Raw genomic sequence first — 20446 nt, forward strand, 5'->3', positions numbered from 1 at the left:
GAGGGCCAGGGCGGCTGCCTTCAGCTCCTCCCCGTGCCGGGGAGGAATTTGGCGAGTGCCGTTCTCATCTTGGGGGTCCTATAGCCCTCTCCCTCAAGGGAGAGGGTTGGGTGAGGGTGTGCCACGCCGATGGCTTGGACGCTCGGCTTTGCCTCGCTCCCCCTCACCCCGGCCCTCTCCCCGCTGGGGAGAGGGAGTGCGATTGTTTCAAAACCCCGCATGGCGGCTTACCTCATAGCTGGAGCCTTGCAGGCCGCGCACGATCTGGACGGTGGCGGTGGAAGGCGTGGATGACTTGGCGGTGGCGCGTGCGCGGCGGACGGGGCGCCAGCGGGGCGCGACATAGCCGGCCGTGGAGATGGACGGGCGAGACGATCCCGAATAGCTGCCCACATAGGCGCCATCGCGCAGGTCCTCGGTGCCCACGGTGGCGACGACCGGATTGTCCTTGTCCGCAAGGTTGCGGAGGACCAGCGTCAGGCTGCCGACATTCTGGGCGAGCGCAAGCTTTTGCGCATCGACCTGGCCCACCTCAAGCGTGGCGGTCTTGCCGATCTTGGGGTCGGTCTTCGCGTCGTTGGAGTCGAGATCGATGGCGATCACGCGGACATTCTGCAGCAGGACGTCGGTGATCTGCTCGGAACTCTCACCAGCCTGCATCGTACGCGTCACCAGCACGTCGACGCTGTCACCCGGCAGCACGAAGCCGCCAGCGGCCGACACATCGCCGATGCGGACGGCGACAGCGCGCATTTCAGGACGCAGAACGGCGGAAAGGCTCGCCCGTCCGCCTTCGCCCGTCAGGCGCGACATCAAAATAGGTTCATTGGCTGCAATCGGCCGCAGCACGGCGCGGGTCTTGCCTACCGAGGTAAGCTGCGCAGCGTTGCTGAACGTGCCTTGGGGAAGCGAACCACGCGGCCAATCGACAAAGCGGATATTGTCAGGTGTAATGACAGCGCCATATTCCAACGGCACACGGGCCACTGCGACCTTGACCATGCCCTGGTCGACGGTTGCCTGCTTCTTTTCAACGCCAGTCAGATAGCTGTTGGCGATGAATACCGCGACTAGGCCAAGCAAGATTGCAAAGCCCAGGATGATGAGTGAACGATTCTGCGCCATGGCCGCAGTCCCCCCGGATTAGGCCGAAAGTTGGGATTGAAGCCCTGCCGGACTTCGGGGCTCCGGCAGGGGCATCAAATGTCGATATTAGCTGCAGGTCGGCGGAGTAGTCGTCGATGCAATGCAGTCCTTGGCGCTGTTCATTTCATCGCCGATGGCATCACCCAGATTATAGGCGGCAACCGCAATTCCGGTGCCAACCAAGGCCAAGATCAACGCATATTCAGCGGCGGAAGCGCCGGACTCGTCATTCCAGAGTTTCTTAAGGATCGTCATTTCAATTTACCCCTATTGCCCACCGGACGAGATGTCCGGCCTCTTGCCAAATCCTCTGGGGCGGGGCCTCAACCTTTTTTGCGACCCTGAGTGCCTATAGGCATCTTTTCAGGAAAAAGCCGATCCCATCGGATTGCACCAAAGTAACTCGCAAAGGCCGTGCCAAGTCAATGTTGCAATTTTAATCCTTTGTTTACAAAGGCTTGAATTTAGATTTTGTTAACCATCTTTGAAAATCTGTAAATTTTCCTGACAGACAAAAATCGAATCAATACTAATATAACTTTGGTTATATGCCGTTATATACATGGAAATGTTAAAGCCGTTCTTGCGCCGTAACGATGAAAGATCGCAATATCAGCGGCTTGTATTTCAAATAATATTTACACATAACTTGAAACGCCACGATAATACATTGAGTAAATGTGATATTTACTAAATCTGTTCAGGCTATATGCGATTGGCTAAACCTGCGCCGCGATTTGAGGCTTTTTCTCAGTTCATCGACGCACGAAAACGTTTCATCGCCCGGAACGATTTAGGCTGGCTCAGGAGGGTGGTGAACCCGCTCTTCAGAGGAGTAGGCCAAAAGGCATAGCTCTACCCCTGAAGGGGTAGGGAGGCGAGCTGAGGGCGGGGGGAGAGGATATGGAGGCTTGGCTGCGTGCAGCCCCAACCGGAGTTGGTGAGGGTTGTGCCCCATCAGCAACGTGGAACCCCTCACCCAACTTCGACTAAGCCCGATTGCATCGGTCCAAGCCTGCGTATCCCTCTCCCCGTGGGAGAGGGTTTCCTTTTGGCCTTCGGTTTTTCCCCGTCGTCCCTGCGCAGGCAGGGACCCCGCTGCCTTACCGGCGATTATTCTGAAAGGCCTTCAACAACCTTTTATGAGATCAAATGCCTTCACCTGCCGAAGACATGCACAATGACCAGGCATAGCCGCGAAACCGGGAGCGGCTCTTGCAAGCCAGCATCCGGGAGGCAGCAATCTGTTCAGCCGCGCTGAACAGCTCCGATCGCGGCGTCACGTCGAATTTGCGGAGCCAGTTGAAAAGCATGGCCCGGAAAGCCCTTGGCAGCCGCTCCTGCTGGCCAAAATCCACTATATGAAGCTCTCCGCCCGGACCCAGAAGGCTGGCGGCCTGATCAAGCGCGCCATGCCAGTCCGGGATCATCGAAAGCGTATAGGAGAGGAAGACCCGGTCGAAACGCGCCTGCCCAAACAAGCCTGCGGCGTCAAAACCCGTCGCGTCACCTTCGGCGACCATGATTCGTCCTGCAAGGCGCGCCCGCCCGATATTCCCCCGCGCCGTTTCCAGCATGGCGGGTGACACATCCAGCCCGAAGAGCCGCGCCTCCGGCCAAAGCCGCGCCGCCTGGATGAGGTTGCGGCCCGTTCCGCAGCCGATCTCGATCACGCTGCCGCCGGAAGGAGGGGCGAGATCGCGGAGCAATGCGTCCCGGCCCAGCAGATAATATTTGCGGGTGAGGTCATAGATATGCCGCTGGCGGCGGTAGATGCGGTCCATGTGCGCGCCCGCGGTCAGCGATGCGCTGGCGTTCATGAATCCGCCAGCACATAAAGATGAACGCCGCCATAGATGGACGAGCGGTCGCGCCGCGTGAATTCGCGCGACGCCGCTTCCTCATAACGCCAGCGCGACAGGATTGCGTCCGGCACGCGGCCGGGGAGAAGCGTCGGCTCGGCGGCGGTGCGGAACACGACTCGCGCCCCCGGACGGGCGGTGCGGCTGATCTCCGTCCACAAATCCGTGAGCTGCGCGTCGGTCATCCAGTCCTGCGCGTCGAGCAGGATATAGCGGTGCAGGCTGCCCGCCGGGGAAGCGCGAAGATAATCCACAAAATTCATGTGGCGAACTTCGACGCGCCCGGCCCTCTCGACGACGGCGCGGTAATTCGCCTCCTCCAGATAGGGCGGCACGGGTGCTTGCGGTCCGCCATAGCCTTGGCCGAAAGCCTGCCACGCGAAATAATTCTGGCGAATGTCGAAATCGCAGGCGAGCTTCTCCAGCCGGTCGCGCAACACCTTTACCATGCCCTCCCGTTCGTCGCCGAGCAGGGCTTCATATTGCGCTGGCGGAATGCCAAGGCCGAACAAGGAGGCCGGATTGCTGGTGAGCCAGCGGATGAAGCGTTTCTCGAAAACCGGGGCAAAGCGGGTTTCGAAGATGGCGCGCTGTTCATCGATGGAATTGGCCGCCAATATTTCGCGGGGATCCACGCCATAGAGGCGGGCGAGCCACTGCGACCCGCCGATGAAGCGGCCGAGCAGCCCCTGACGGTAGAAATTGCGCGCAAAGCCGCTGATGCGCCGCCGCCCGATCAGGTCGCGCCCCTCCCAATAGCGGCGGGATGTTTCATCCAGATAGGGAGCGATGAACTGCCGATAGGCATGTATGTTCTCCGACCGGTTCGCCTCCCCGAAAAAGCGGTAGAAGCTGTCGTGATCGGGAAGATGCTGGGCCGCCGCGACCTTCAGCCGGTTAAGCGCGATATGGGCGGTGTTGAGGTCGACCGCCGTGATATGAGCCGGGTCGGCCGTAAGATAGGAGAGCACGTTGCAACCGCCGCTCGCGATTGTGACGAGGTGCATGCCGGGGCCAAGCTGCAACGCCTCCAGATCCACGACCGGGTCTTCCCAGATCTGGGCATAGACCAATCCCCGGAAGGCGAAGGTGAAGGCGCGCTCCAGCAGACCTTGTCTGCTGAGCTCGTCATGGCGGTGCACCGCCTGCTTCAGTCTTGCATGGGGGTCCCGTTCGAATGCCGCTTCCATCTGTGTCTCCTGCCGAGGTTGGCGGCGGCCTAAGACATTCACGTGACGCTTCGGTTACGGGGTGGATTGGCAGCAAGCATTTCCATCGTCCCTGCGCAGGCGGGACCCCGCTTTATCTTCTACGGTGCCAGAACAAGAAGCGGGTCCCTGCCAGCGCAGGGACGACGGCCTCTGATTAAGGACGCAACTCCCTCAGCGCCCAATAAAAAACCCCGCATCTCTGCGGGGTTTTTGAATGGTGGGCGTGGCAAGGATTGAACTTGCGACCCCTGCGATGTCAACACAGTGCTCTACCACTGAGCTACACGCCCACACGGGAAGGCAGCCATTAGCGGGGGTTTGATTCTGGTGCAAGCCGGAATCGGCGCCACCCGTCAAAAAGAATTCAGCAAAAAGTTCAGTTGAGCCCACTGGCGCTGTTGACGCCAAAGAGGCGGTCCACCTCCAGCACCAGATCGCGCAGGTGAAACGGCTTGGACAGGACCTTTGCCTGGGGCACGGCTTTTCCGGCCTTCAGGGTCACGGCCGCAAATCCGGTGATGAACATCACCCGCATATCGGGCGCGACGGTTGCGACATGCTGGGCAAGCTCGATGCCGTCCATTTCCGGCATGACGATGTCGGTCAGCAACAGGTCGAAATGCTCGGCTTCGAGCAGCGGCAGCGCCGCCGTGCCGCGATCTACGGCAACCACGTCATATCCGGATTTCTGCAGCGCGCGCGCAAGATATTGGCGCATCACCTCGTCGTCCTCAGCAAGCAAAATCCGGACCATCAAAACCCTCGACCGACAGGGCATCCAACCGCCATGGCGGAGATGCCCTCAAGACAATTTCCAATGCTTCCTGACCGGCGAACCGGAGCCCCTGACCGCATTATACACTTGGCGGGTCATCTCAAAAAGCGATTCCACTCCTGCCGGCATGGAATTGCTTGTATCCTTATGCGACAAGCCCTTAATATTTTCCAGCCGATGCGCATTTTTTGGGACAGAAAGGAGCGAGGCGTGCAATTTCCAGCACCAATGGCCCCCGCTTCCGTCTGTCACGCCTTCTATCGCTATGGCCCTGACGTGCCGCAAAGCCCGTTGGTGATTTCGGTGCCCCATGCGGGCCGCAATTACCCCGCCAGCATATTGGATCATGCGAGGAACGGCCGGGAAAGTCTTGAAAGGCTTGAGGACCGGCTGGCGGACCTGCTGGTCCATGGCTTGATCAGCGCAGGCCATTGCGTTTTCGTCGCCCGGCCGGCGAGGGCGGTCATAGATCTCAATCGGGCCGAAAACGAAATCGATCCGGGCATGGTGAGCGGGGCGCCTTTCCGTGCGCCTTTCTTGGCGAGCGCGAAGGTGCGCGGCGGCCTGGGCCTTATACCCCGGCGGCTTTCCTCTATCGGCGATCTATGGAAGGGCCCGATTGCATGGGACGAGGTGGAACGGCGGATAGCCCAATATCACCGGCCTTATCACTCGGCGCTGGACCGCTCGCTCGCCATGGCCCACGAGCGATTTGGGCTTGCGATATTGCTCGATGTCCACAGCATGCCCCCCTTGTCCCTGGGGCAAGAGAGCGCGCCTGCCGTCGTGATCGGCGACCGTTTCGGACGGAGCGCGGGCGCGCGCCTGTCCAGTCTCGCCGCGGAGATCGCCACGGCACATGGACTGAAGGCGGCGCAGAATCATCCCTATCCTGGCAATTACCTGCTTGAACGGCATGGCGCGCCGTCGCGTAATATCCACGCGCTTCAGCTTGAGATTGACCGCTCGCTCTATCTCGATGCCTCGTTAAGATGGCCCGCGTCGGGGCTTGCGAGGCTGCAACGGATCGTGCTGGAACTGGCGGAGGGATTGGCTGGAGAGCTGCCCCTTGAGGATTTCGCGCAAGCGGCGGAATAGGGGCTTTCTAGCTCAGCCGGTCAATCGCTTCGCGGCTCAATGAGCCCGGAATGACCATCACGGGGCAGGGCAGGGATCCAGCGTCATTTCCGGCGAAATGGCTCACCAGGGGGCCAGGAGCGCCCGTGGCGGCGGCGCCGAGCACCAGCGCTGCAATCTGATTGTCCTCCATCAGCATCCTGCGGACGACCTGCACCGGATCGCCCGAGCGCACGGTAATGGAAGGCCTTATGCCCGTTTCCTCCATCAGCGATCCGGCGGCTCCCGCCACAAGGGCTTCGGCGCGCTGATGCGCTTCTTCTTCAATTGTGGCCTGAACCCCACCCCATTGGACAAATTCGGGAGGGGGAACCAGGGCCACGATCTTCACCGATCCCCCGGTTTTAGCGGCGCGGCGGGCAGCGAAGCGCAGCGCGACGCTTGCCTCCTTTGTCTCATCGACAACAACCAAATAGGTTCTCATCAGGCATCCTCCGGGCCTTTTGGTGGCGGAATCTGCGCCATAATCGGCGTCGTTTCAAGCCTTGGCCTTGACCGGCGGCTTCAAACCGTCAAGTAACGGGCATTCGTTGCGGAATCAAATAAAGAGAAGGCACCGACTCCCCATGGCAATCAACATCCAAATGCCCGCCCTTTCACCAACGATGGAGGAAGGCACCCTGGCCAAATGGCTGGTGAAGGAGGGTGACACCGTTTCGGCCGGAGATCTGCTCGCCGAGATCGAGACCGACAAGGCGACGATGGAGTTCGAGGCTGTGGATGAAGGAACGGTCGCCAAGATTTTGATCCCGGAAGGGGCGGATAATGTGAAGGTCGGCACCGTCATTGCGGTCCTGGCCGAAGAGGGGGAGGATACCGGCAATGTCGGTACTCCGGCGGCTGAAGGACCCAAAGCCAAGGCAGAGGCCGTTGCCGCGCCAGCTCCTGTATCGGAGCCCCGGCACGATCCGGTTCCGGTTAAGCCGGTTTCGGCGCCTCAGCCGGAAAACAGGGTCAAGGCCAGCCCTCTTGCCCGTCGTCTGGCCGAGCAAAAGGGGTTGGATCTTTCCGCCATCACCGGCTCGGGCCCGGGCGGACGCATCATCAAAGCGGATGTGGAGGCAGGTAAGGCGGTGGCCAGGACGGCCCCGGAAGCCGAGTCTGCTCGGGCACCTGTGACGTCCGCACCCAGCGGCCCGCAGGATTTCGGCATTCCGCACGAGGCGGTCAAGCTCTCGAACATGCGCAAGACCATTGCCCGGCGCCTCACCGAATCCAAGCAGACGGTGCCGCACATTTATCTCACGGTCGATATTCAGCTCGATAAGCTGCTGAAGCTTCGCGGCGAACTCAATGCCGGCCTCGCTGGGCGTGGCGTCAAGCTGTCGGTCAATGACCTGCTGATCAAGGCGCTGGCCGCGTCGCTGATGCAGGTGCCCGAGTGCAATGTGCAGTTTGCCGGCGACACGATGCTGAAATTCTCCCGCGCGGACATCTCCGTTGCCGTGTCGATCCCGGCGGGGCTCATCACCCCAGTGGTAACCAGCGCTGACAGCAAGGGCGTCGCCGCTATCTCGACCGAGATGAAGGATCTCGCCCAGCGGGCCAAGGACGGGAAGCTCGCGCCGCATGAATATCAGGGCGGCACAGCCTCGCTGTCCAACATGGGTATGTTCGGCATCAAGCAGTTCGAAGCCGTCATCAATCCTCCCCAGGGCATGATCATGGCGATCGGCGCCGGGGACAAGCGTCCCTATGTCATTGATGACGCCCTGCAGATCGCGACCGTGATGTCCGCCACGGGCAGCTTCGACCACCGGGCCATCGACGGCGCAGATGGCGCAAGGCTGATGAAGGTGTTCAAGGAACTGGTGGAAAACCCGCTCGGGATGCTTGCCTAAATCATAGTTCTTATTGAGGACGCGTGCCGACGAAGGAAGCGGTCGCGCGCAGGGAGTTTCCATGGCTGACACATTCGACCTGATCGTTCTGGGTTCCGGACCTGGCGGCTATGTTGCCGCAATTCGCGCGAGCCAGTTGGGGCTCAAGACCGCAATTGTCGAACGGGAGAATCTAGGTGGCATCTGCCTCAACTGGGGCTGCATTCCCACCAAGGCGCTGTTGCGGACGAGCGAGATCTATCATTATATGAAGCAGGCCGAGAAATATGGCCTGTCCGTTGAAAAGCCCTCTTTTGATCTCGACAAGGTGATCCAGCGGTCGCGCGGCGTCGCAAAGCAGCTCAATCAGGGCGTCACGGGCCTGATGAAAAAGAACAAGGTCACGGTCTATTTCGGCGACGGCAAGCTCACGGGCAAGGGGCGGCTGTCGGTGACCAAGGACGGCAAGGCTACCGACCTGGAGGCAAAGAACATCATCATTGCAACCGGCGCGCGGGCACGTGAGCTGCCTTTCGCGAAATCTGACGGCAAGCGCATCTGGACCTATCGCCACGCGATGACGCCGCCGGACATGCCGGGCAAGCTGCTGGTCATTGGTTCGGGCGCGATCGGCATCGAATTTGCGAGCTTCTACAATGACATGGGCGCAAAGGTCACTGTCGTCGAGATGCTGGACCGCATCCTTCCAGTGGAAGATGCTGAAATCAGCGATTTCATGACCAAGGCACTGACGAAGCAGGGCATGGATATCCGCGCTTCGACTGGCGTGCAGAAGATCGCTGATACGGGCAAGGGCATCTCGGCCGAGATCAAGGGCAAGGATGGCAAGGTGACGACCGAAGAGTTCAGTCATGTGATCGTCGCCGTAGGGATCGTCCCCAATGTTGAGGACATCGGCCTTAAGGAACTAGGCGTCCAACTCGATCAGCGGGGTCACATCAAAACCGACGAATATTGCCGCACCAATGTGCAGGGCGTTTACGCCATCGGCGACTGCACCGCCGGCCCCTGGTTGGCCCACAAGGCAAGCCATGAAGGCGTCATCGCGGTAGAGCAGATCGCGGGCCAGCATCCGCACCCCATGGACCGGAACAATATTCCGGGCTGCACCTATTGCCATCCGCAGGTGGCGTCTGTCGGCCTGACCGAGGCCAAGGCCAAGGAGGCCGGCTATAAGGTGAAGGTCGGCAAATTCCCCTTCATCGGCAATGGCAAGGCCATTGCGCTGGGGGAGGCGGAAGGCTTCATCAAGACGGTTTTTGACGAAGCCACCGGCGAATTGCTCGGCGCGCACATGGTGGGCGCCGAAGTGACCGAATTGATCCAGGGTTATGCGGTCGGCAAGACGCTGGAAACGACCGAAGCGGAACTCATGCACACGGTCTTTCCGCATCCCACGCTCAGCGAAATGATGCACGAAAGCGTGCTCAGCGCCTATGGCCGGGCGCTGCATATCTGATGCCCAGGAAATCCGGGGGCCGCGAGCGATTCTTGCCAAGCCATATGCGGATCGCTGTATCGCGCCGATAGTGCCTGAAGGGAGCGTTCGCATGGGGCAAATGGCAATTCTCTGGCCGGTCTTTGTTATGGCTGGCCTGACTTATTGCGTCTGGTTCGTGCTTTTCTGGCAGCGGATAAGGCATTTGAGGCGTACGCCGCCACGTCCGGAGGACTTCGCTACCGGCTCTGCTGCATTACGCTATTTCGAACCGGTTGAGCTGCCCGCGAACAATTTGCGCAATCTCTTTGAAATGCCTGTGCTGTTTTATGCGCTGATACCGCTCTTGCTGCTGACGCACCTGGCGGGGCAGGTGCAGATCATATTGGCATGGCTCTATGTGGTGCTGCGACTTGTCCATAGCCTGATCCACATCGGTAGAGGGCCGATACCGCGGCGCTTTTTCATATATCTTCTTTCCTGCGCGATATTGTTGGCGATGTGGGTTGGCTTTGCGATTGATTTCATCAGGGCCAATGCATTCTAGGTCCGATCTGGACCTTAAACGCGGTAAGTCCGATCAAGTATAGGCTATAGTCCCCTATCGAGGATCGGGGGTGTGGCTTTCATGAAATGGCCGGTAGCTTTGGCCGCGGCGATGTTGGGCACTACTATGCCCGCGCCAGCCGCTACAATCATCCTTCATCCCGAAGGGGAATGGCATAATGCCGGACTTTCCCTTCCTCTCGGCCTTGGCACGGGCGTCTATCATGCGCGCCTGATGGTTGATCGTCCGCTCGCCGAGGGAAGTGTGCTGACGATCATCCATAACCTCAGCTATGACTTTTTGGGCGTATCGGATGGGACGTGGTATGGCGGGAATGATGTCCCGGCATATTGGGATTATCCAATTCAGGGCAGCACGCTGAGCAGGATTATCCGCGTTGACCGGCCATATCGCATCAGCGCAGGTTTCTGGGGTGATGAGATCGGTTATGTGGATGAGGTCGGCTTCTATTATGCCGACGCCCTATTGGGTGACTTCTACTTTGCCTCCAACGATCCTGTCCGGCTGGACGTCAGCATCGAACGGATCAGCGCCGTGCCGGAACCTTCAGGCTGGGCGATGTTGATTACGGGCTTTGCTGTCATAGGTGGAGCCCTGAGGCTCCGGCGCAGTGGGAAGGGGCTATTTGCGGTCATTCAGTAAAAAAGCTGAACCGTCGGCCTGCGCAGGGACGACGGAAATAGGGACAAATGGAACGTTTCATTTGACCCAAAACGACCGCAGGTCTTGCTGCCCGTTAGGCCGCTTTCCGAAGTTCCAGGTCCTCGCGGCCCCAGATCTCCACCAGTGCCTCGGTAAGGTCCCGCATCATATCCGCCGTATGCGATGGCCCCGGCGTGAAGCGCAGGCGCTCCGTCCCGCGGGGAACGGTGGGATAGTTGATGGGCTGAACATAGACGCCATATTCGGCAAGCAGAATATCGCTGATCCGCTTCGCCTTCACCGGATCGCCCACCATCAGCGGAACGATGTGCGTCGTTGACGGCATGACGGGAAGACCGGCGGCCCTGAACATGTCCTTCAGCGTCTGTGCGGCGGCTTGCTGCCCTTCCCGTTCGGTATCGGATTCCTTGAGGTGCCGAACGGCGGCCAGGACACCCGCGACCAGCACCGGCGACAGGCTGGTGGTGAAGATGAAGCCGGGCGCGTAAGAGCGAATGACGTCAATGATGACCTGGTCGGTTGCGACATAGCCACCCATGACGCCGAAGGCCTTGCCCAGCGTGCCTTCAATAATGGTGAGGCGGTGCGCCACCTCATCCCGTTCCGAAATACCGCCGCCGCGCTTGCCGTACATGCCGACGGCATGAACCTCGTCCAGATAGGTGAGGGCGTTGAATTCATCCGCAAGGTCGCAGATCGCCGCGATCGGAGCCACATCGCCATCCATCGAATAGACCGATTCGAAGGCAATCAGCTTCGGCGCGTCCGGATCGGCGGCTTCCAGTAATTCGCGAAGGTGAGCAACATCATTGTGGCGGAACACCCGCTTCTCGCAGCCGGAGTTCCGAATGCCCGCGATCATCGATGCGTGATTGAGCTCGTCGGAAAAGATGATGCAGCCCGGAAGGATCTTGGCGAGCGTGGAAAGCGTCGCATCGTTGGACACATAGCCGCTCGTGAAAAGAAGGGCGCCCTCCTTGCCGTGAAGGTCGGCAAGCTCGGTTTCCAGATCGACATGATAATGCGTGTTTCCGCCGATATTCCGGGTGCCGCCCGAGCCCGCGCCCACATCGTGAAGCGCTTCCTCCATGGCAGCAACGACCTTGGGATGCTGTCCCATGGCTAGGTAGTCATTGGAGCACCAGACGGTGATCGGCTTGGGGCCATTATGCCCGGCAAAGCAGCGGGCGTTGGGAAAAGCGCCCTTGTTGCGGAGGATGTCTATGAAGACGCGGTAGCGGCCTTCGGCATGCAAGCGGTCGATCGCCTGCGAAAAAATATGCTTGTAATTCACCTGATGTCCCGCTCGCAGCCTTTGCCCCGATGTTTCACATGCCCTGATAATCGCGCCTTTACAGCCTTCGGACGGCAATTTCCAGCAATAATGGTTCGCAATAAATAGGTGTTTTTCCGAGGTTCCGTCACCGCCCATCGGCGGCTAGAGGTCAACAATCTCTGTCAATCCGAACTGCCGCAGGGCGGGCGCCAATGCTTCGGTGTCCGGTCCCAGCCTCGTGAAGACGGCGATGCCTGGCACTGGACGCTCAGGCCATTTCTGCCCCTGTGTGAGATAATCGATGCGGCGGGCTATCCCTTCGCCTCCATGCATGAAAGTGAGCGGGCGGGGGCTTGCGGCCGCCAGGTCCGCTTCAACCAGCGGGAAGTGCGTACAGGCTAGAACCACGACATCCATCCTGTCGCCGCCCTCCTGCGCAAACAAGCCCTCAAGCGCCCGCGCAGGCACCGCGGGATCAAGGACTTCGCCCCTGAGCTTTGCCTCCGCATAGTCGACCAGTTCGCGGCTGCCATGGCGCAGCACGAGGCAATCCGCGCCAAATTCCTGCGCCAGGCGGTTGACATAGGGCTGACGCACCGTCGCCTGCGTTCCCAAAACTCCAATCACGCGCGACCGGGACCCAAGAGCAGCGGGCTTCACCGCAGGAACGGTGCCGACGACGGGAATGTCCAACGCCGCGCGGACAACCGAAAGCGCAATGGTCGACGCCGTGTTGCAGGCTATGACGGCGAGGCGAGGATGATAGCGTTCCACAAGCCGCCCGAGCAGCGCCGGCACGCGCGCGGAGATTTCCGCCTCGGTCTTGGTGCCATAGGGATAGAAAGCCGAGTCCGCGGCGTAAATGACCGGCGCCTGCGGCAGCAGCTTGCGTGCAGGCTCAAGAATGGAAAGCCCCCCAACACCTGAATCAAAAAAAAGTAGCGGTGCATTTTCCGGGATCATATGGGCCGTTCGTTTCGTTGGCGGTCATATTGTGCTTTCCGCCGCAATCAGGAGGACATAGTGCACATTAACCCGACAGGTTATTGCGGATACGTACTGTAAGGTGATTGCGGTGCATGGCAAAGGCTTTATAGTCGAAAAACTGAAGGGCGAAGGCGAATTTCATGTTTGATCTGTGGCTTGCGCCTTCTGCGGCGCTTTTGCTGGGTTATCTGCTTGGCTCCATACCTTTTGGGCTCCTTCTCGCCAAGGCGGTCGGGGCGGGGGATCTGCGCAAGATCGGCTCCGGCAATATCGGCGCCACCAACGTGCTGCGCACCGGGCGGAAGGGCATAGCGGCGGCCACACTGATCCTGGACGTCGCAAAAGGTGCCGTGGCGGTTCTTGTGGGGGGCATGCTGGCACGCGAAGGTGCCCTGTTGGCTGGCGCAGGCGCATTTTTCGGCCATTGCTATCCAGTCTGGCTGCGCTTCAATGGCGGCAAGGGCGTCGCGACCTATCTCGGCATAGCGCTCGCGCTTCATTGGCCCTGCGGCCTCGTCTATGCGGGCGTATGGCTCGCTGCTTTTGCGACGCTGCGCTATTCCTCGGTCGGGGGCATGCTGGCGGCGATCTCCGCGCCCGTCAGTGCGGCTGCCTTTGGCCGGTTCGATCTTGTGCCGCTTTTCCTGGGCCTCACCATCGTCCTGCTGTGGAAGCATCGCGGGAACATCATGCGTCTCCTGACCGGCACTGAGCCCAGGGTTGGCAATTCTCATTAGGACCCTCACAAGCAGTGACAGCAGATAAATTTGGCGCGCGGGACAAGCTTGCCCGGCTGCAGCTCATTCGTTCGGCCAATATTGGACCCGTCACCTATTCGCAGTTGATCGCGCGCTTCGGTACGGCGCAGGCGGCGCTTCAGGCGATCCCCGATTTGGCAGCGCGCGGTGGCGGAAGGCCGCCCCGTCTTGCCAGTCTTAGTGACATTGAGCGGGAGGTGGAACGGGTCCGGGCGCTTGGTGCCCGCTACATGTTCCTTGGCCAGCAAGATTATCCGCACCCGCTCGCGGAAATCGAAAATGCCCCGCCGGCCATCATCTACCAGGGCCGGCTCGAGCTTCTGGACCGTCCGATGATCGCCATGGTCGGCGCCCGTAATGCGTCCGCCGCCGCCTGCCGCTTTGCGCGGGGTCTGGCGCAGGATCTGGGCCGCGCAGGAGCCACGATCGTCTCGGGCCTCGCTCGTGGCATCGACACGGCCGCGCATGAAGGCTCATTGGCAAGCGGGACCGTGGGCGTGATCGCGAGCGGCATCGATATCGCTTTTCCTCCTGAAAATGCGACGTTGCAGGAACGCATGGCGCAGGACGGGCTGGTGCTGGCTGAGCAGCCGCCCGGCACACAGCCTCTTGCCCGCCATTTTCCATCCCGCAACCGGATCATTGCCGGACTGTCCGCCGGGACCGTAGTAGTGGAGGCTGCCCCGCGCTCGGGGTCGCTGATCACTGCCAGGCTTGCGGCCGAATCGGGAAGGGAAGTCATGGCCGTGCCGGGCTCCCCCCTGGATCCCAGGGCGCAGGGATGCAACCTGCTCATCCGCGAAGGCGCAACGCTCGTCCAGAATGCTGGGGATGTCATAGAGGCCATTGGTCCCATGGATTCGCGATTGGTCCGGCAGGAGAGGCTGAACTTCACCCATGAGCCGGTGCCGATCGATGCGACCGACCGGGAAAGGCGCGACGTGGCGGTGCTGCTAAGCCTGACGCCAGTGCCGGTGGATGAGATCATCCGTCAGTCCGCCCTGGCCCCTGCCATTGTGCAGACGGTACTGCTGGAACTCGAGCTTGCGGGGCGGCTGGAACGCCATGCGGGCGGCAGGGTATCGCTGGCGTAATCTGATCACCCCTTGCCGTTCCAATCAAAATACGCATATCCACCCGGCTCTTGACGGCTGGCCGGGTTCGCCGCCAGCCTCGTGCGTGTACGCGTAAGGACGGAACAAGCGGGAACATGCAGCTAGTCATTGTTGAATCGCCAGCCAAGGCGAAGACCATCGAGAAATATCTGGGCGGCGATTTTCGCGTGCTGGCCTCCTATGGCCATGTGCGCGACTTGCCCGCGAAGGATGGTTCTGTCGATCCGGACAATGGCTTTGCCATGGCCTGGGAAAATTATGCGGACAAGGGCAAGCAGCTAAAGGCCATCAGCGATGAGGCCAAGAAGGCCGACCGCCTGATTCTCGCCACCGACCCTGATCGGGAAGGCGAAGCGATAAGCTGGCATGTGCAGGAGGTGTTGAAAAAGAAAAAGGCGCTGCCTCAAAAGGTGGACCGGGTCACTTTCAACGCCATCACCAAGGATGCTGTAACTCAGGCAATGGCGCAGCCGCGCGGGTTGGATGAAGATCTGATCGATGCCTATCGCGCCCGGCGGGCTCTCGATTATCTGGTCGGCTTTACCCTCTCTCCGGTGCTGTGGCGCAAGCTGCCCGGCGCCAAGTCGGCTGGCCGTGTGCAGTCCGTGGCTCTTCGCCTGGTCGTTGACCGCGAGCGGGAGATCGAAAGCTTCAAGCCGCAGGAATATTGGTCCGTTTCGGCTGAAATGGAGCAGGGCGGCCAAGGCTTTACCGCGCGTCTTGTCCGTTGGAAGGGCGAAAAGGTCGAGAAGCTGACGCTCGGCCAGCGGGGCGATGCAGATGCCGCCAAGGCCGATGTCGAAGCTGCGCAGTTCAAGGTGGAAAGCGTTGAGACAAAGCCTCTCACCCGCAATCCGCCGCCACCCTTCACCACCTCCACCTTGCAGCAGGAGGCGGCCCGCAAGCTGGGCTTTTCCGCCAGCCATACCATGCGGATAGCGCAGCAGCTCTATGAGGATGGGGCAATCACCTACATGCGTACGGACGGTGTCCAGATGGACGGCAGCGCCATCTCCGCCGCGCGCAAGGCGATTGCCGACCGCTATGACGGTTCCTACCTGCCGGAAAAGCCGCGCCAATATCAAACCAAGGCCAAGAATGCGCAGGAGGCGCATGAGGCGATCCGTCCGACGGATTTCAAGCGGGAGCGACTGGGTTCTGGCGATCATTCAAAGCTTTACGACCTGATCTTCAAACGGGCTCTTGCGAGCCAGATGGCATCGGCGCGTCTTGAGCGCACTACGGTGGAGTTGCGGGACAGCACTGGACGCACCGGTCTTCGCGCCACAGGCCAGGTTGTCATTTTCCCCGGCTTTCTGACGCTTTATGAGGAAGGCGTCGATGATAGCGATGAGGAAGGGGGCAAGCTCCTCCCGCGCATGAAGGAGGGCGATGCGCCCGCCAAGAAGTCCGTTTCCGCCGAGCAGCATTTCACCCAGCCGCCACCGCGCTACAGCGAGGCGAGTCTCGTCAAGAAGCTGGAAGAGCTCGGGATCGGCCGTCCCTCTACCTATGCCTCGACGCTGCAGACGTTGAAGGACCGCAACTATGTTCGCATCGAAAAGAATCGCTTCTTTGCGGAGGAGAGCGGCCGGCTCGTGACCGCATTCCTCGAACGCTTCTTTGAACGTTATGTCTCCTATGACTTCACGGCGGCGCTTGAGGATGAGCTGGACGAGGTCAGCGGCGGCCGAGCGCAGTGGCAAAAGGTGCTCGAGGCGTTCTGGCGCGATTTCAAGCCCAAAACGTCCGAGGTGATGGAACAGAAGCCCTCTGAAGTCACCGCTGAGCTGGACAAGTTCCTGGCGCCCATGCTTTTCCCCGACCGGGGGGACGGCAGCGATCCGCGCGCCTGCCCAATGTGCGGCGAAGGCAAGCTGTCGCTGCGCGGCGGGCGCTTTGGTGCGTTCATTGCTTGCTCCAACTATCCCGAGTGCAAATATACCCGCAAATTCGGCCAGCCGGGCGGCAATGAAGGCAATGGCGAAAGCGACCAGCCCGAAATATTGGGACAGCATCCCGAAACCGGGCAGGACATCGTTCGGAAATCCGGGCGCTTTGGGCCCTATATCGAGATGGGAAGCGGCAAGGAGGCGGCTCGTGCCTCTATACCCCGCGATATTCCGGGTGAGGATTTTGGCCTCGATTGGGCGGTCAAGCTGCTGAGCCTGCCGCGGACTATTGGCGATCATCCCGAAACCGGAAAGCCGATCACCGCCAGCATTGGCCGCTACGGCCCATATCTTGCCCATGACGGCAAATATGCGCGGCTGTCGGGCACGGCAGAGGTGTTCGATACCGGCATGAACGCCGCAGTGGCGAAGCTCGCCGACGCTGCTGGCCGGGGCGGCCGTGCGAGCGGCGGCGCTAGCCGCGAGCCGCTAAAGGCTTTGGGCGAGCATCCTCGGACCGGTGCTGCGATCAAGCTGATGGATGGGCGCTATGGTGCCTATGTGACCGACGGCACCATCAATGCGACTCTTCCCAAGACAGTGGATAAGGACAGCCTCACCCTTGAGGAGGCTGCTCAGCTGATCGACGAACGGGCGGCGAAGGCGCCTGCCAAGGGCAAGAAGAAGGCGGCGGCGAAGAAAAGCACGGCAAAGAAAGCGCCGGCGAAGACGAAGGCCAAGGCCGGATAGCGGCGATTTTTCTTGGGAATGGCTGCTTTGAATGGAAGTTGCCATTGAGAAAAATGAGCCGTCGCTCTGCGCAGGCAGGGGGCCCGCTGTTTCTTAAACTCCGTCGAAGAGAAGCGGGTCCCCACCTTCGCGAGGACGACGGAAATCAGGTCTCTGGGAACGTCAACATTACAGGCCACCCGCTCAACCCATTGAAATGTGGTGCAGCATATTCCGTATCGCGCGGTAGAGGGCCTCGGCGTCTTCCCGGCCCGCGAAGCTGTGGGACACAGTCGGGATCCTGATTGTGCGGACCCGGCCGCCGCCATGGAGCGGGCTGAAGGAAGGGCGGTTCCATGCGTCTTGAAACGCCATTGACGTATTATCACCCTCGGCAAGAATGAAGGTTACCGGCAGCCTGCTTTGACACAAGGCGCGAGCCATTTTCCGGGCTAGAGGGCTTTCCTCGCCATTGCCACTCGCGACCCTTACTCCCTGCAACAGTCGGGAATAATCGATCCGTCCGGTCGCCAATTCCCATAGCTTGCGTGGGTTGCGCAGGCGTTCCCAGTAGCGGCGGCGGATGGCCGCGGCAGAGGGCATGCCGTTGCCATTCTCTATCACCCAGGGATTGGCGAGGAGCAGCGCTGCAATGTCCTCGGGATCATGGTGCAGGGCAAGGGCGGTTGCTGCGTCGCAATTGCCAAAAGCAACCACCCGATCCAGCCTGGGACAAGCCTGGCGAAAGGCTTTGAGAGCCGCTGCAATATCGGGGCTGGAAGACAGAAATCCGCCATTTTCGCCCTCACTGTCGCCTATTCCGCGGCGATCGAAGCGGAAAACGGGAAACCCATCGCGTGAAAGGCGGGCGGCAAGCTTTGCCATGCCGCGATGAGCCCCGGCACGAACTTCATTGCCCCCCGAAACGATCAGCAGGCCAGTCGCCGAGCGGCCATCATCGATACTGCCGGCCAGTTCGCATCCCCGGCAGGAAAACTGGACTTGCTGCCTCATCTAGGCATCCAGGCGGCGAGGTCTGCGGCGATCTGTTGTGCCAGCCAATGATCTTCCTGCGGCTCGCTTTGCCGCCACAGCGGCTTGCCGCTCACATAGGCGTCGGCAGGGGCGCTGCTGCCTTCAAGCAGGACAGTTCTGACCTCGTCATGGACGGGCAGGCTGCTGGCCTCCAGTTCCTGGATCATCACTGAAGGTATTTCCCAGCCCGCAAACAGCATGCCTTGTTGCCGCGCCTCTAGGAGCAGAGTGGCCTTGCTGCTGGCAGCTCCGGCTTCCCGGTCGGCGGCGAGGCGCGTGCGCACCAGTTGACGCAGCAGGCCCGGACCATCCTCTGGCGCAAGGCGCCAATTGCGGGAGCAGTTCACGGCATCATCCAGGATCGCCCCGGACCGGAAGGCTGCAATCATGTCGATAATGACGCCGGATTGGGCCGCGAGCCGCTCCAGAGCTGCGCGCCAAATGCCAAGACTGATCTCACTGTCAGGCACCAGGCTTTCATTCTGGCCGGGCAGATCTGGCAGTATCGTTCCGATTCGTGCTTCGTCGAGCGTCCGCATCGCTGCCAGCAACAGCCACCGCGTGCGGTTCATTTCTTCAAAAAAGGGCGGGATGATCAGAATTTGGCGCGGATGTTTCCGGCCAAGGTGCACATATTGCTCGCTATTGCCGGAAAAGCTGTACTGGCAGATCACCCCAGCGCCTTGTCCGTGGCAAAGCGGATCAGGCTGCCGAGGGTTTCAAAGGTTTCGCCGTCGACATCCTCATCCTCAATGATAATGCCGAGCCTGTCTTCCAGCTCGGTGAGAAGGCCCGCGACCGCCATGGAATCCATTTCCGGCAAAGCACCGAAAAGCGGCGTGGTTTCGTCGAAAAGCGCCAGCCTCTCTTCCGAGATGCCAAGCACGTCATGCAGTACGGAGCGTACCGTATGCTCGACGATATCCACGCCTTCGTGCATCTATTCCCCCAGGATTGCCCTATATTCGGGGGTTCCCCCTATTATTTCTTGCGGGAGCGGACAAGGGCGGAAATGCAGCTTTTAAGTGCGGGAATCCAGCTCGCCGGGCGGCGAAGGTTGTAAAAGTCGATTTGATAGAGCGGACGTTCCTCCTCCATCCAGTCCCGCTTATAGTTGTCATCGCCGGTGCCGAAGTCGATGCGGTGGACCTTGTCGATGTCTATCGCCTGGCGGAACATCGCGTGGCTGAGCAGCGTTCCGGGGGACCCGGCGGCGGAATCCTCCCGATGCGCCAGCTTGTGGATCAGGGCGATCCCATTGTCGACGGTCCAGAACTGGGCGGCCACGGCCTTGCCATTGCTTCGCGCGATGCCGATGCGCAGGTTTCCCGCCTCGCCCTCCTGTTCTGCAATGGCGCGAAGGAAGGCAAGGCTGCCTTCCTTCGGTTTCCAGCTATTTTCGTACACTTCCTCATATTCGCCCCAAATATCGGGGGAGAATTGGCTGTGGATCTGAATATCGACGGGAAACTTTGCCGCCTTGCGGTCAACGGTGCTGCGAAGCGCGCCGGGGCGGACATACCAGTAATTGTCGAAGTCGCGGTCGCCGAGGTCCAGATAATGATTGGTATCGACAGGCTGCGCCACGGCGGCCCAACCAGCGGAACGGAACGCGCGGGTGATGAGGCGGATGAGATCGTTCTCGTCAGTAACCGGACGCAGGACAATATGGGCTGCCCGGCCCCGCAGCCGCCGGGCCATCGCCTTCAATAGCGCCATCCGCGTCCTGTCGTCAGGATTTCCAGCGAAAACCGGGCGGAATGAGAAATTATACCAATTGGCAAGCGAATGATATTCGCCCGTACGGCGATGATAGAGGAAGAGCCACGCTTCAGCTCCCTCTGCGCGGGCGCGGACGTAGAGAGGCGGATAGCCGGAAAAGCAGTAGTTGTAGAGCTTTTCGATCCAGTCGATCCGGTCAAAGATGTGCCGCTGATTTTGCCGGCTTAAACTGTCGCGCGATGCTTTCCGGACGTCGGCGAAATCGTCATGATATTCCCCTTTGACCCACAA

At 60.4% G+C, this 20446-nt stretch carries 19 protein-coding genes, 1 tRNA gene and 1 pseudogene; 8 read left to right on the plus strand and 13 right to left on the minus strand.

What is annotated here, in order from left to right; all coding sequences use genetic code 11:
- Positions 1 to 207: 207 nt before the first annotated feature.
- From cpaB to cpdR, 6 genes are all read right to left on the minus strand, one after another.
- Positions 208 to 1125, minus strand: a complete 918-nt coding sequence (cpaB, locus tag VJS46_RS05215) for a Flp pilus assembly protein CpaB (protein WP_324058287.1) — start codon at positions 1123 to 1125, stop codon at positions 208 to 210.
- Between the two features lie 87 nt (positions 1126 to 1212).
- A complete protein-coding gene (locus VJS46_RS05220) occupies positions 1213 to 1401 on the minus strand; it encodes a Flp family type IVb pilin (protein ID WP_324058288.1) in 189 nt (62 codons plus the stop codon).
- Between the two features lie 893 nt (positions 1402 to 2294).
- Positions 2295 to 2966 (minus strand): class I SAM-dependent methyltransferase, encoded by a 672-nt coding sequence (locus VJS46_RS05225; RefSeq protein ID WP_324058289.1) that lies wholly within the window; start codon positions 2964 to 2966, stop codon positions 2295 to 2297.
- Positions 2963 to 4198: a DUF3419 family protein gene (locus VJS46_RS05230; protein WP_324058290.1), complete on the minus strand. Its 1236-nt coding sequence runs from the start codon at positions 4196 to 4198 to the stop codon at positions 2963 to 2965. Before VJS46_RS05230 ends, VJS46_RS05225 begins: the two co-directional genes overlap by 4 nt.
- Before the next feature lie 236 nt (positions 4199 to 4434).
- A tRNA-Val gene (locus VJS46_RS05235) sits at positions 4435 to 4509 on the minus strand.
- Positions 4510 to 4595: 86 nt separating this feature from the next.
- The gene (gene cpdR / locus VJS46_RS05240) at positions 4596 to 4973 is read right to left on the minus strand and encodes a cell cycle two-component system response regulator CpdR (RefSeq protein ID WP_324058291.1); all 378 of its coding nucleotides are present in this window, start codon (positions 4971 to 4973) and stop codon (positions 4596 to 4598) included.
- A gap of 249 nt (positions 4974 to 5222) precedes the next feature.
- Between cpdR and VJS46_RS05245 the strand changes: the two genes are divergently transcribed.
- Positions 5223 to 6092 (plus strand): N-formylglutamate amidohydrolase, encoded by an 870-nt coding sequence (locus tag VJS46_RS05245; protein WP_324058292.1) that lies wholly within the window; start codon positions 5223 to 5225, stop codon positions 6090 to 6092.
- Between the two features lie 7 nt (positions 6093 to 6099).
- Here VJS46_RS05245 and VJS46_RS05250 read toward each other — a convergent pair whose 3' ends face one another.
- Entirely contained in the window at positions 6100 to 6555 is a 456-nt protein-coding gene (locus tag VJS46_RS05250) for a universal stress protein (protein ID WP_324058293.1), read from the minus strand.
- Between the two features lie 142 nt (positions 6556 to 6697).
- Between VJS46_RS05250 and VJS46_RS05255 the strand changes: the two genes are divergently transcribed.
- From VJS46_RS05255 to VJS46_RS14230, 4 genes and pseudogenes are all read left to right on the plus strand, one after another.
- On the plus strand, positions 6698 to 7972 hold the full coding sequence (locus VJS46_RS05255; protein ID WP_324058294.1) for a pyruvate dehydrogenase complex dihydrolipoamide acetyltransferase: 1275 nt from the start codon (positions 6698 to 6700) through the stop codon (positions 7970 to 7972).
- Positions 7973 to 8033: 61 nt separating this feature from the next.
- Positions 8034 to 9431, plus strand: a complete 1398-nt coding sequence (lpdA, locus tag VJS46_RS05260) for a dihydrolipoyl dehydrogenase (protein WP_324058295.1) — start codon at positions 8034 to 8036, stop codon at positions 9429 to 9431.
- A 91-nt stretch (positions 9432 to 9522) separates the two neighbouring features.
- Positions 9523 to 9957, plus strand: coding sequence for an MAPEG family protein (locus VJS46_RS05265; RefSeq protein WP_324058296.1), 435 nt, complete (start codon positions 9523 to 9525; stop codon positions 9955 to 9957).
- 552 nt (positions 9958 to 10509) lie between these two features.
- Positions 10510 to 10620: pseudogene (locus tag VJS46_RS14230) on the plus strand (PEPxxWA-CTERM sorting domain-containing protein); the annotation flags it as partial.
- A 94-nt stretch (positions 10621 to 10714) separates the two neighbouring features.
- Here the strand turns inward: VJS46_RS14230 and hemA are convergent.
- Together hemA and murI are read right to left on the minus strand one after the other, a co-directional pair.
- Positions 10715 to 11935: a 5-aminolevulinate synthase gene (gene hemA, locus VJS46_RS05275; protein WP_324058298.1), complete on the minus strand. Its 1221-nt coding sequence runs from the start codon at positions 11933 to 11935 to the stop codon at positions 10715 to 10717.
- Between the two features lie 144 nt (positions 11936 to 12079).
- A complete protein-coding gene (murI, locus tag VJS46_RS05280) occupies positions 12080 to 12880 on the minus strand; it encodes a glutamate racemase (RefSeq protein WP_324058299.1) in 801 nt (266 codons plus the stop codon).
- 164 nt (positions 12881 to 13044) lie between these two features.
- On the opposite strand from murI, the gene plsY reads away from it, so the two are divergent.
- From plsY to topA, 3 genes are all read left to right on the plus strand, one after another.
- Positions 13045 to 13641, plus strand: a complete 597-nt coding sequence (plsY, locus tag VJS46_RS05285) for a glycerol-3-phosphate 1-O-acyltransferase PlsY (RefSeq protein WP_324058300.1) — start codon at positions 13045 to 13047, stop codon at positions 13639 to 13641.
- A 14-nt stretch (positions 13642 to 13655) separates the two neighbouring features.
- Positions 13656 to 14756 (plus strand): DNA-processing protein DprA, encoded by a 1101-nt coding sequence (gene dprA, locus VJS46_RS05290; protein ID WP_324058301.1) that lies wholly within the window; start codon positions 13656 to 13658, stop codon positions 14754 to 14756.
- Positions 14757 to 14872: 116 nt separating this feature from the next.
- A complete protein-coding gene (gene topA, locus VJS46_RS05295) occupies positions 14873 to 17419 on the plus strand; it encodes a type I DNA topoisomerase (RefSeq protein ID WP_324058302.1) in 2547 nt (848 codons plus the stop codon).
- 183 nt (positions 17420 to 17602) lie between these two features.
- Here topA and VJS46_RS05300 read toward each other — a convergent pair whose 3' ends face one another.
- From VJS46_RS05300 to VJS46_RS05315, 4 genes are read right to left on the minus strand one after another with little or no spacing between them, the layout of a single operon-like run.
- Entirely contained in the window at positions 17603 to 18412 is an 810-nt protein-coding gene (locus tag VJS46_RS05300) for a hydrolase 1, exosortase A system-associated (protein WP_324058303.1), read from the minus strand.
- A complete protein-coding gene (locus VJS46_RS05305) occupies positions 18409 to 19107 on the minus strand; it encodes a hypothetical protein (protein WP_324058304.1) in 699 nt (232 codons plus the stop codon). The genes VJS46_RS05300 and VJS46_RS05305 overlap by 4 nt, the downstream gene beginning before the upstream one ends.
- Positions 19104 to 19373, minus strand: coding sequence for an acyl carrier protein (locus VJS46_RS05310; RefSeq protein WP_324058305.1), 270 nt, complete (start codon positions 19371 to 19373; stop codon positions 19104 to 19106). The genes VJS46_RS05305 and VJS46_RS05310 overlap by 4 nt, the downstream gene beginning before the upstream one ends.
- A 41-nt stretch (positions 19374 to 19414) precedes the next feature.
- The gene (locus VJS46_RS05315; protein WP_324058306.1) at positions 19415 to 20446 is read right to left on the minus strand and encodes a GNAT family N-acetyltransferase; all 1032 of its coding nucleotides are present in this window, start codon (positions 20444 to 20446) and stop codon (positions 19415 to 19417) included.

The organism is Rhizorhapis sp., assembly GCF_035276005.1.
GTDB lineage: Bacteria > Pseudomonadota > Alphaproteobacteria > Sphingomonadales > Sphingomonadaceae > Rhizorhapis.

Excerpts from the sequence above, each read along its gene's own strand:
- cpaB (WP_324058287.1), bottom strand. The coding sequence starts at position 1,125 with ATGGCGCAGAATCGTTCACTCATCATCCTGGGCTTTGCAATCTTGCTT.
- VJS46_RS05220 (WP_324058288.1), bottom strand. The coding sequence starts at position 1,401 with ATGACGATCCTTAAGAAACTCTGGAATGACGAGTCCGGCGCTTCCGCC.
- VJS46_RS05225 (WP_324058289.1), bottom strand. The coding sequence starts at position 2,966 with ATGAACGCCAGCGCATCGCTGACCGCGGGCGCGCACATGGACCGCATC.
- VJS46_RS05230 (WP_324058290.1), bottom strand. The coding sequence starts at position 4,198 with ATGGAAGCGGCATTCGAACGGGACCCCCATGCAAGACTGAAGCAGGCG.
- cpdR (WP_324058291.1), bottom strand. The coding sequence starts at position 4,973 with ATGGTCCGGATTTTGCTTGCTGAGGACGACGAGGTGATGCGCCAATAT.
- VJS46_RS05245 (WP_324058292.1), top strand. The coding sequence starts at position 5,223 with ATGGCCCCCGCTTCCGTCTGTCACGCCTTCTATCGCTATGGCCCTGAC.
- VJS46_RS05250 (WP_324058293.1), bottom strand. The coding sequence starts at position 6,555 with ATGAGAACCTATTTGGTTGTTGTCGATGAGACAAAGGAGGCAAGCGTC.
- VJS46_RS05255 (WP_324058294.1), top strand. The coding sequence starts at position 6,698 with ATGGCAATCAACATCCAAATGCCCGCCCTTTCACCAACGATGGAGGAA.
- lpdA (WP_324058295.1), top strand. The coding sequence starts at position 8,034 with ATGGCTGACACATTCGACCTGATCGTTCTGGGTTCCGGACCTGGCGGC.
- VJS46_RS05265 (WP_324058296.1), top strand. The coding sequence starts at position 9,523 with ATGGGGCAAATGGCAATTCTCTGGCCGGTCTTTGTTATGGCTGGCCTG.
- murI (WP_324058299.1), bottom strand. The coding sequence starts at position 12,880 with ATGATCCCGGAAAATGCACCGCTACTTTTTTTTGATTCAGGTGTTGGG.
- plsY (WP_324058300.1), top strand. The coding sequence starts at position 13,045 with ATGTTTGATCTGTGGCTTGCGCCTTCTGCGGCGCTTTTGCTGGGTTAT.
- topA (WP_324058302.1), top strand. The coding sequence starts at position 14,873 with ATGCAGCTAGTCATTGTTGAATCGCCAGCCAAGGCGAAGACCATCGAG.
- VJS46_RS05300 (WP_324058303.1), bottom strand. The coding sequence starts at position 18,412 with ATGAGGCAGCAAGTCCAGTTTTCCTGCCGGGGATGCGAACTGGCCGGC.
- VJS46_RS05310 (WP_324058305.1), bottom strand. The coding sequence starts at position 19,373 with ATGCACGAAGGCGTGGATATCGTCGAGCATACGGTACGCTCCGTACTG.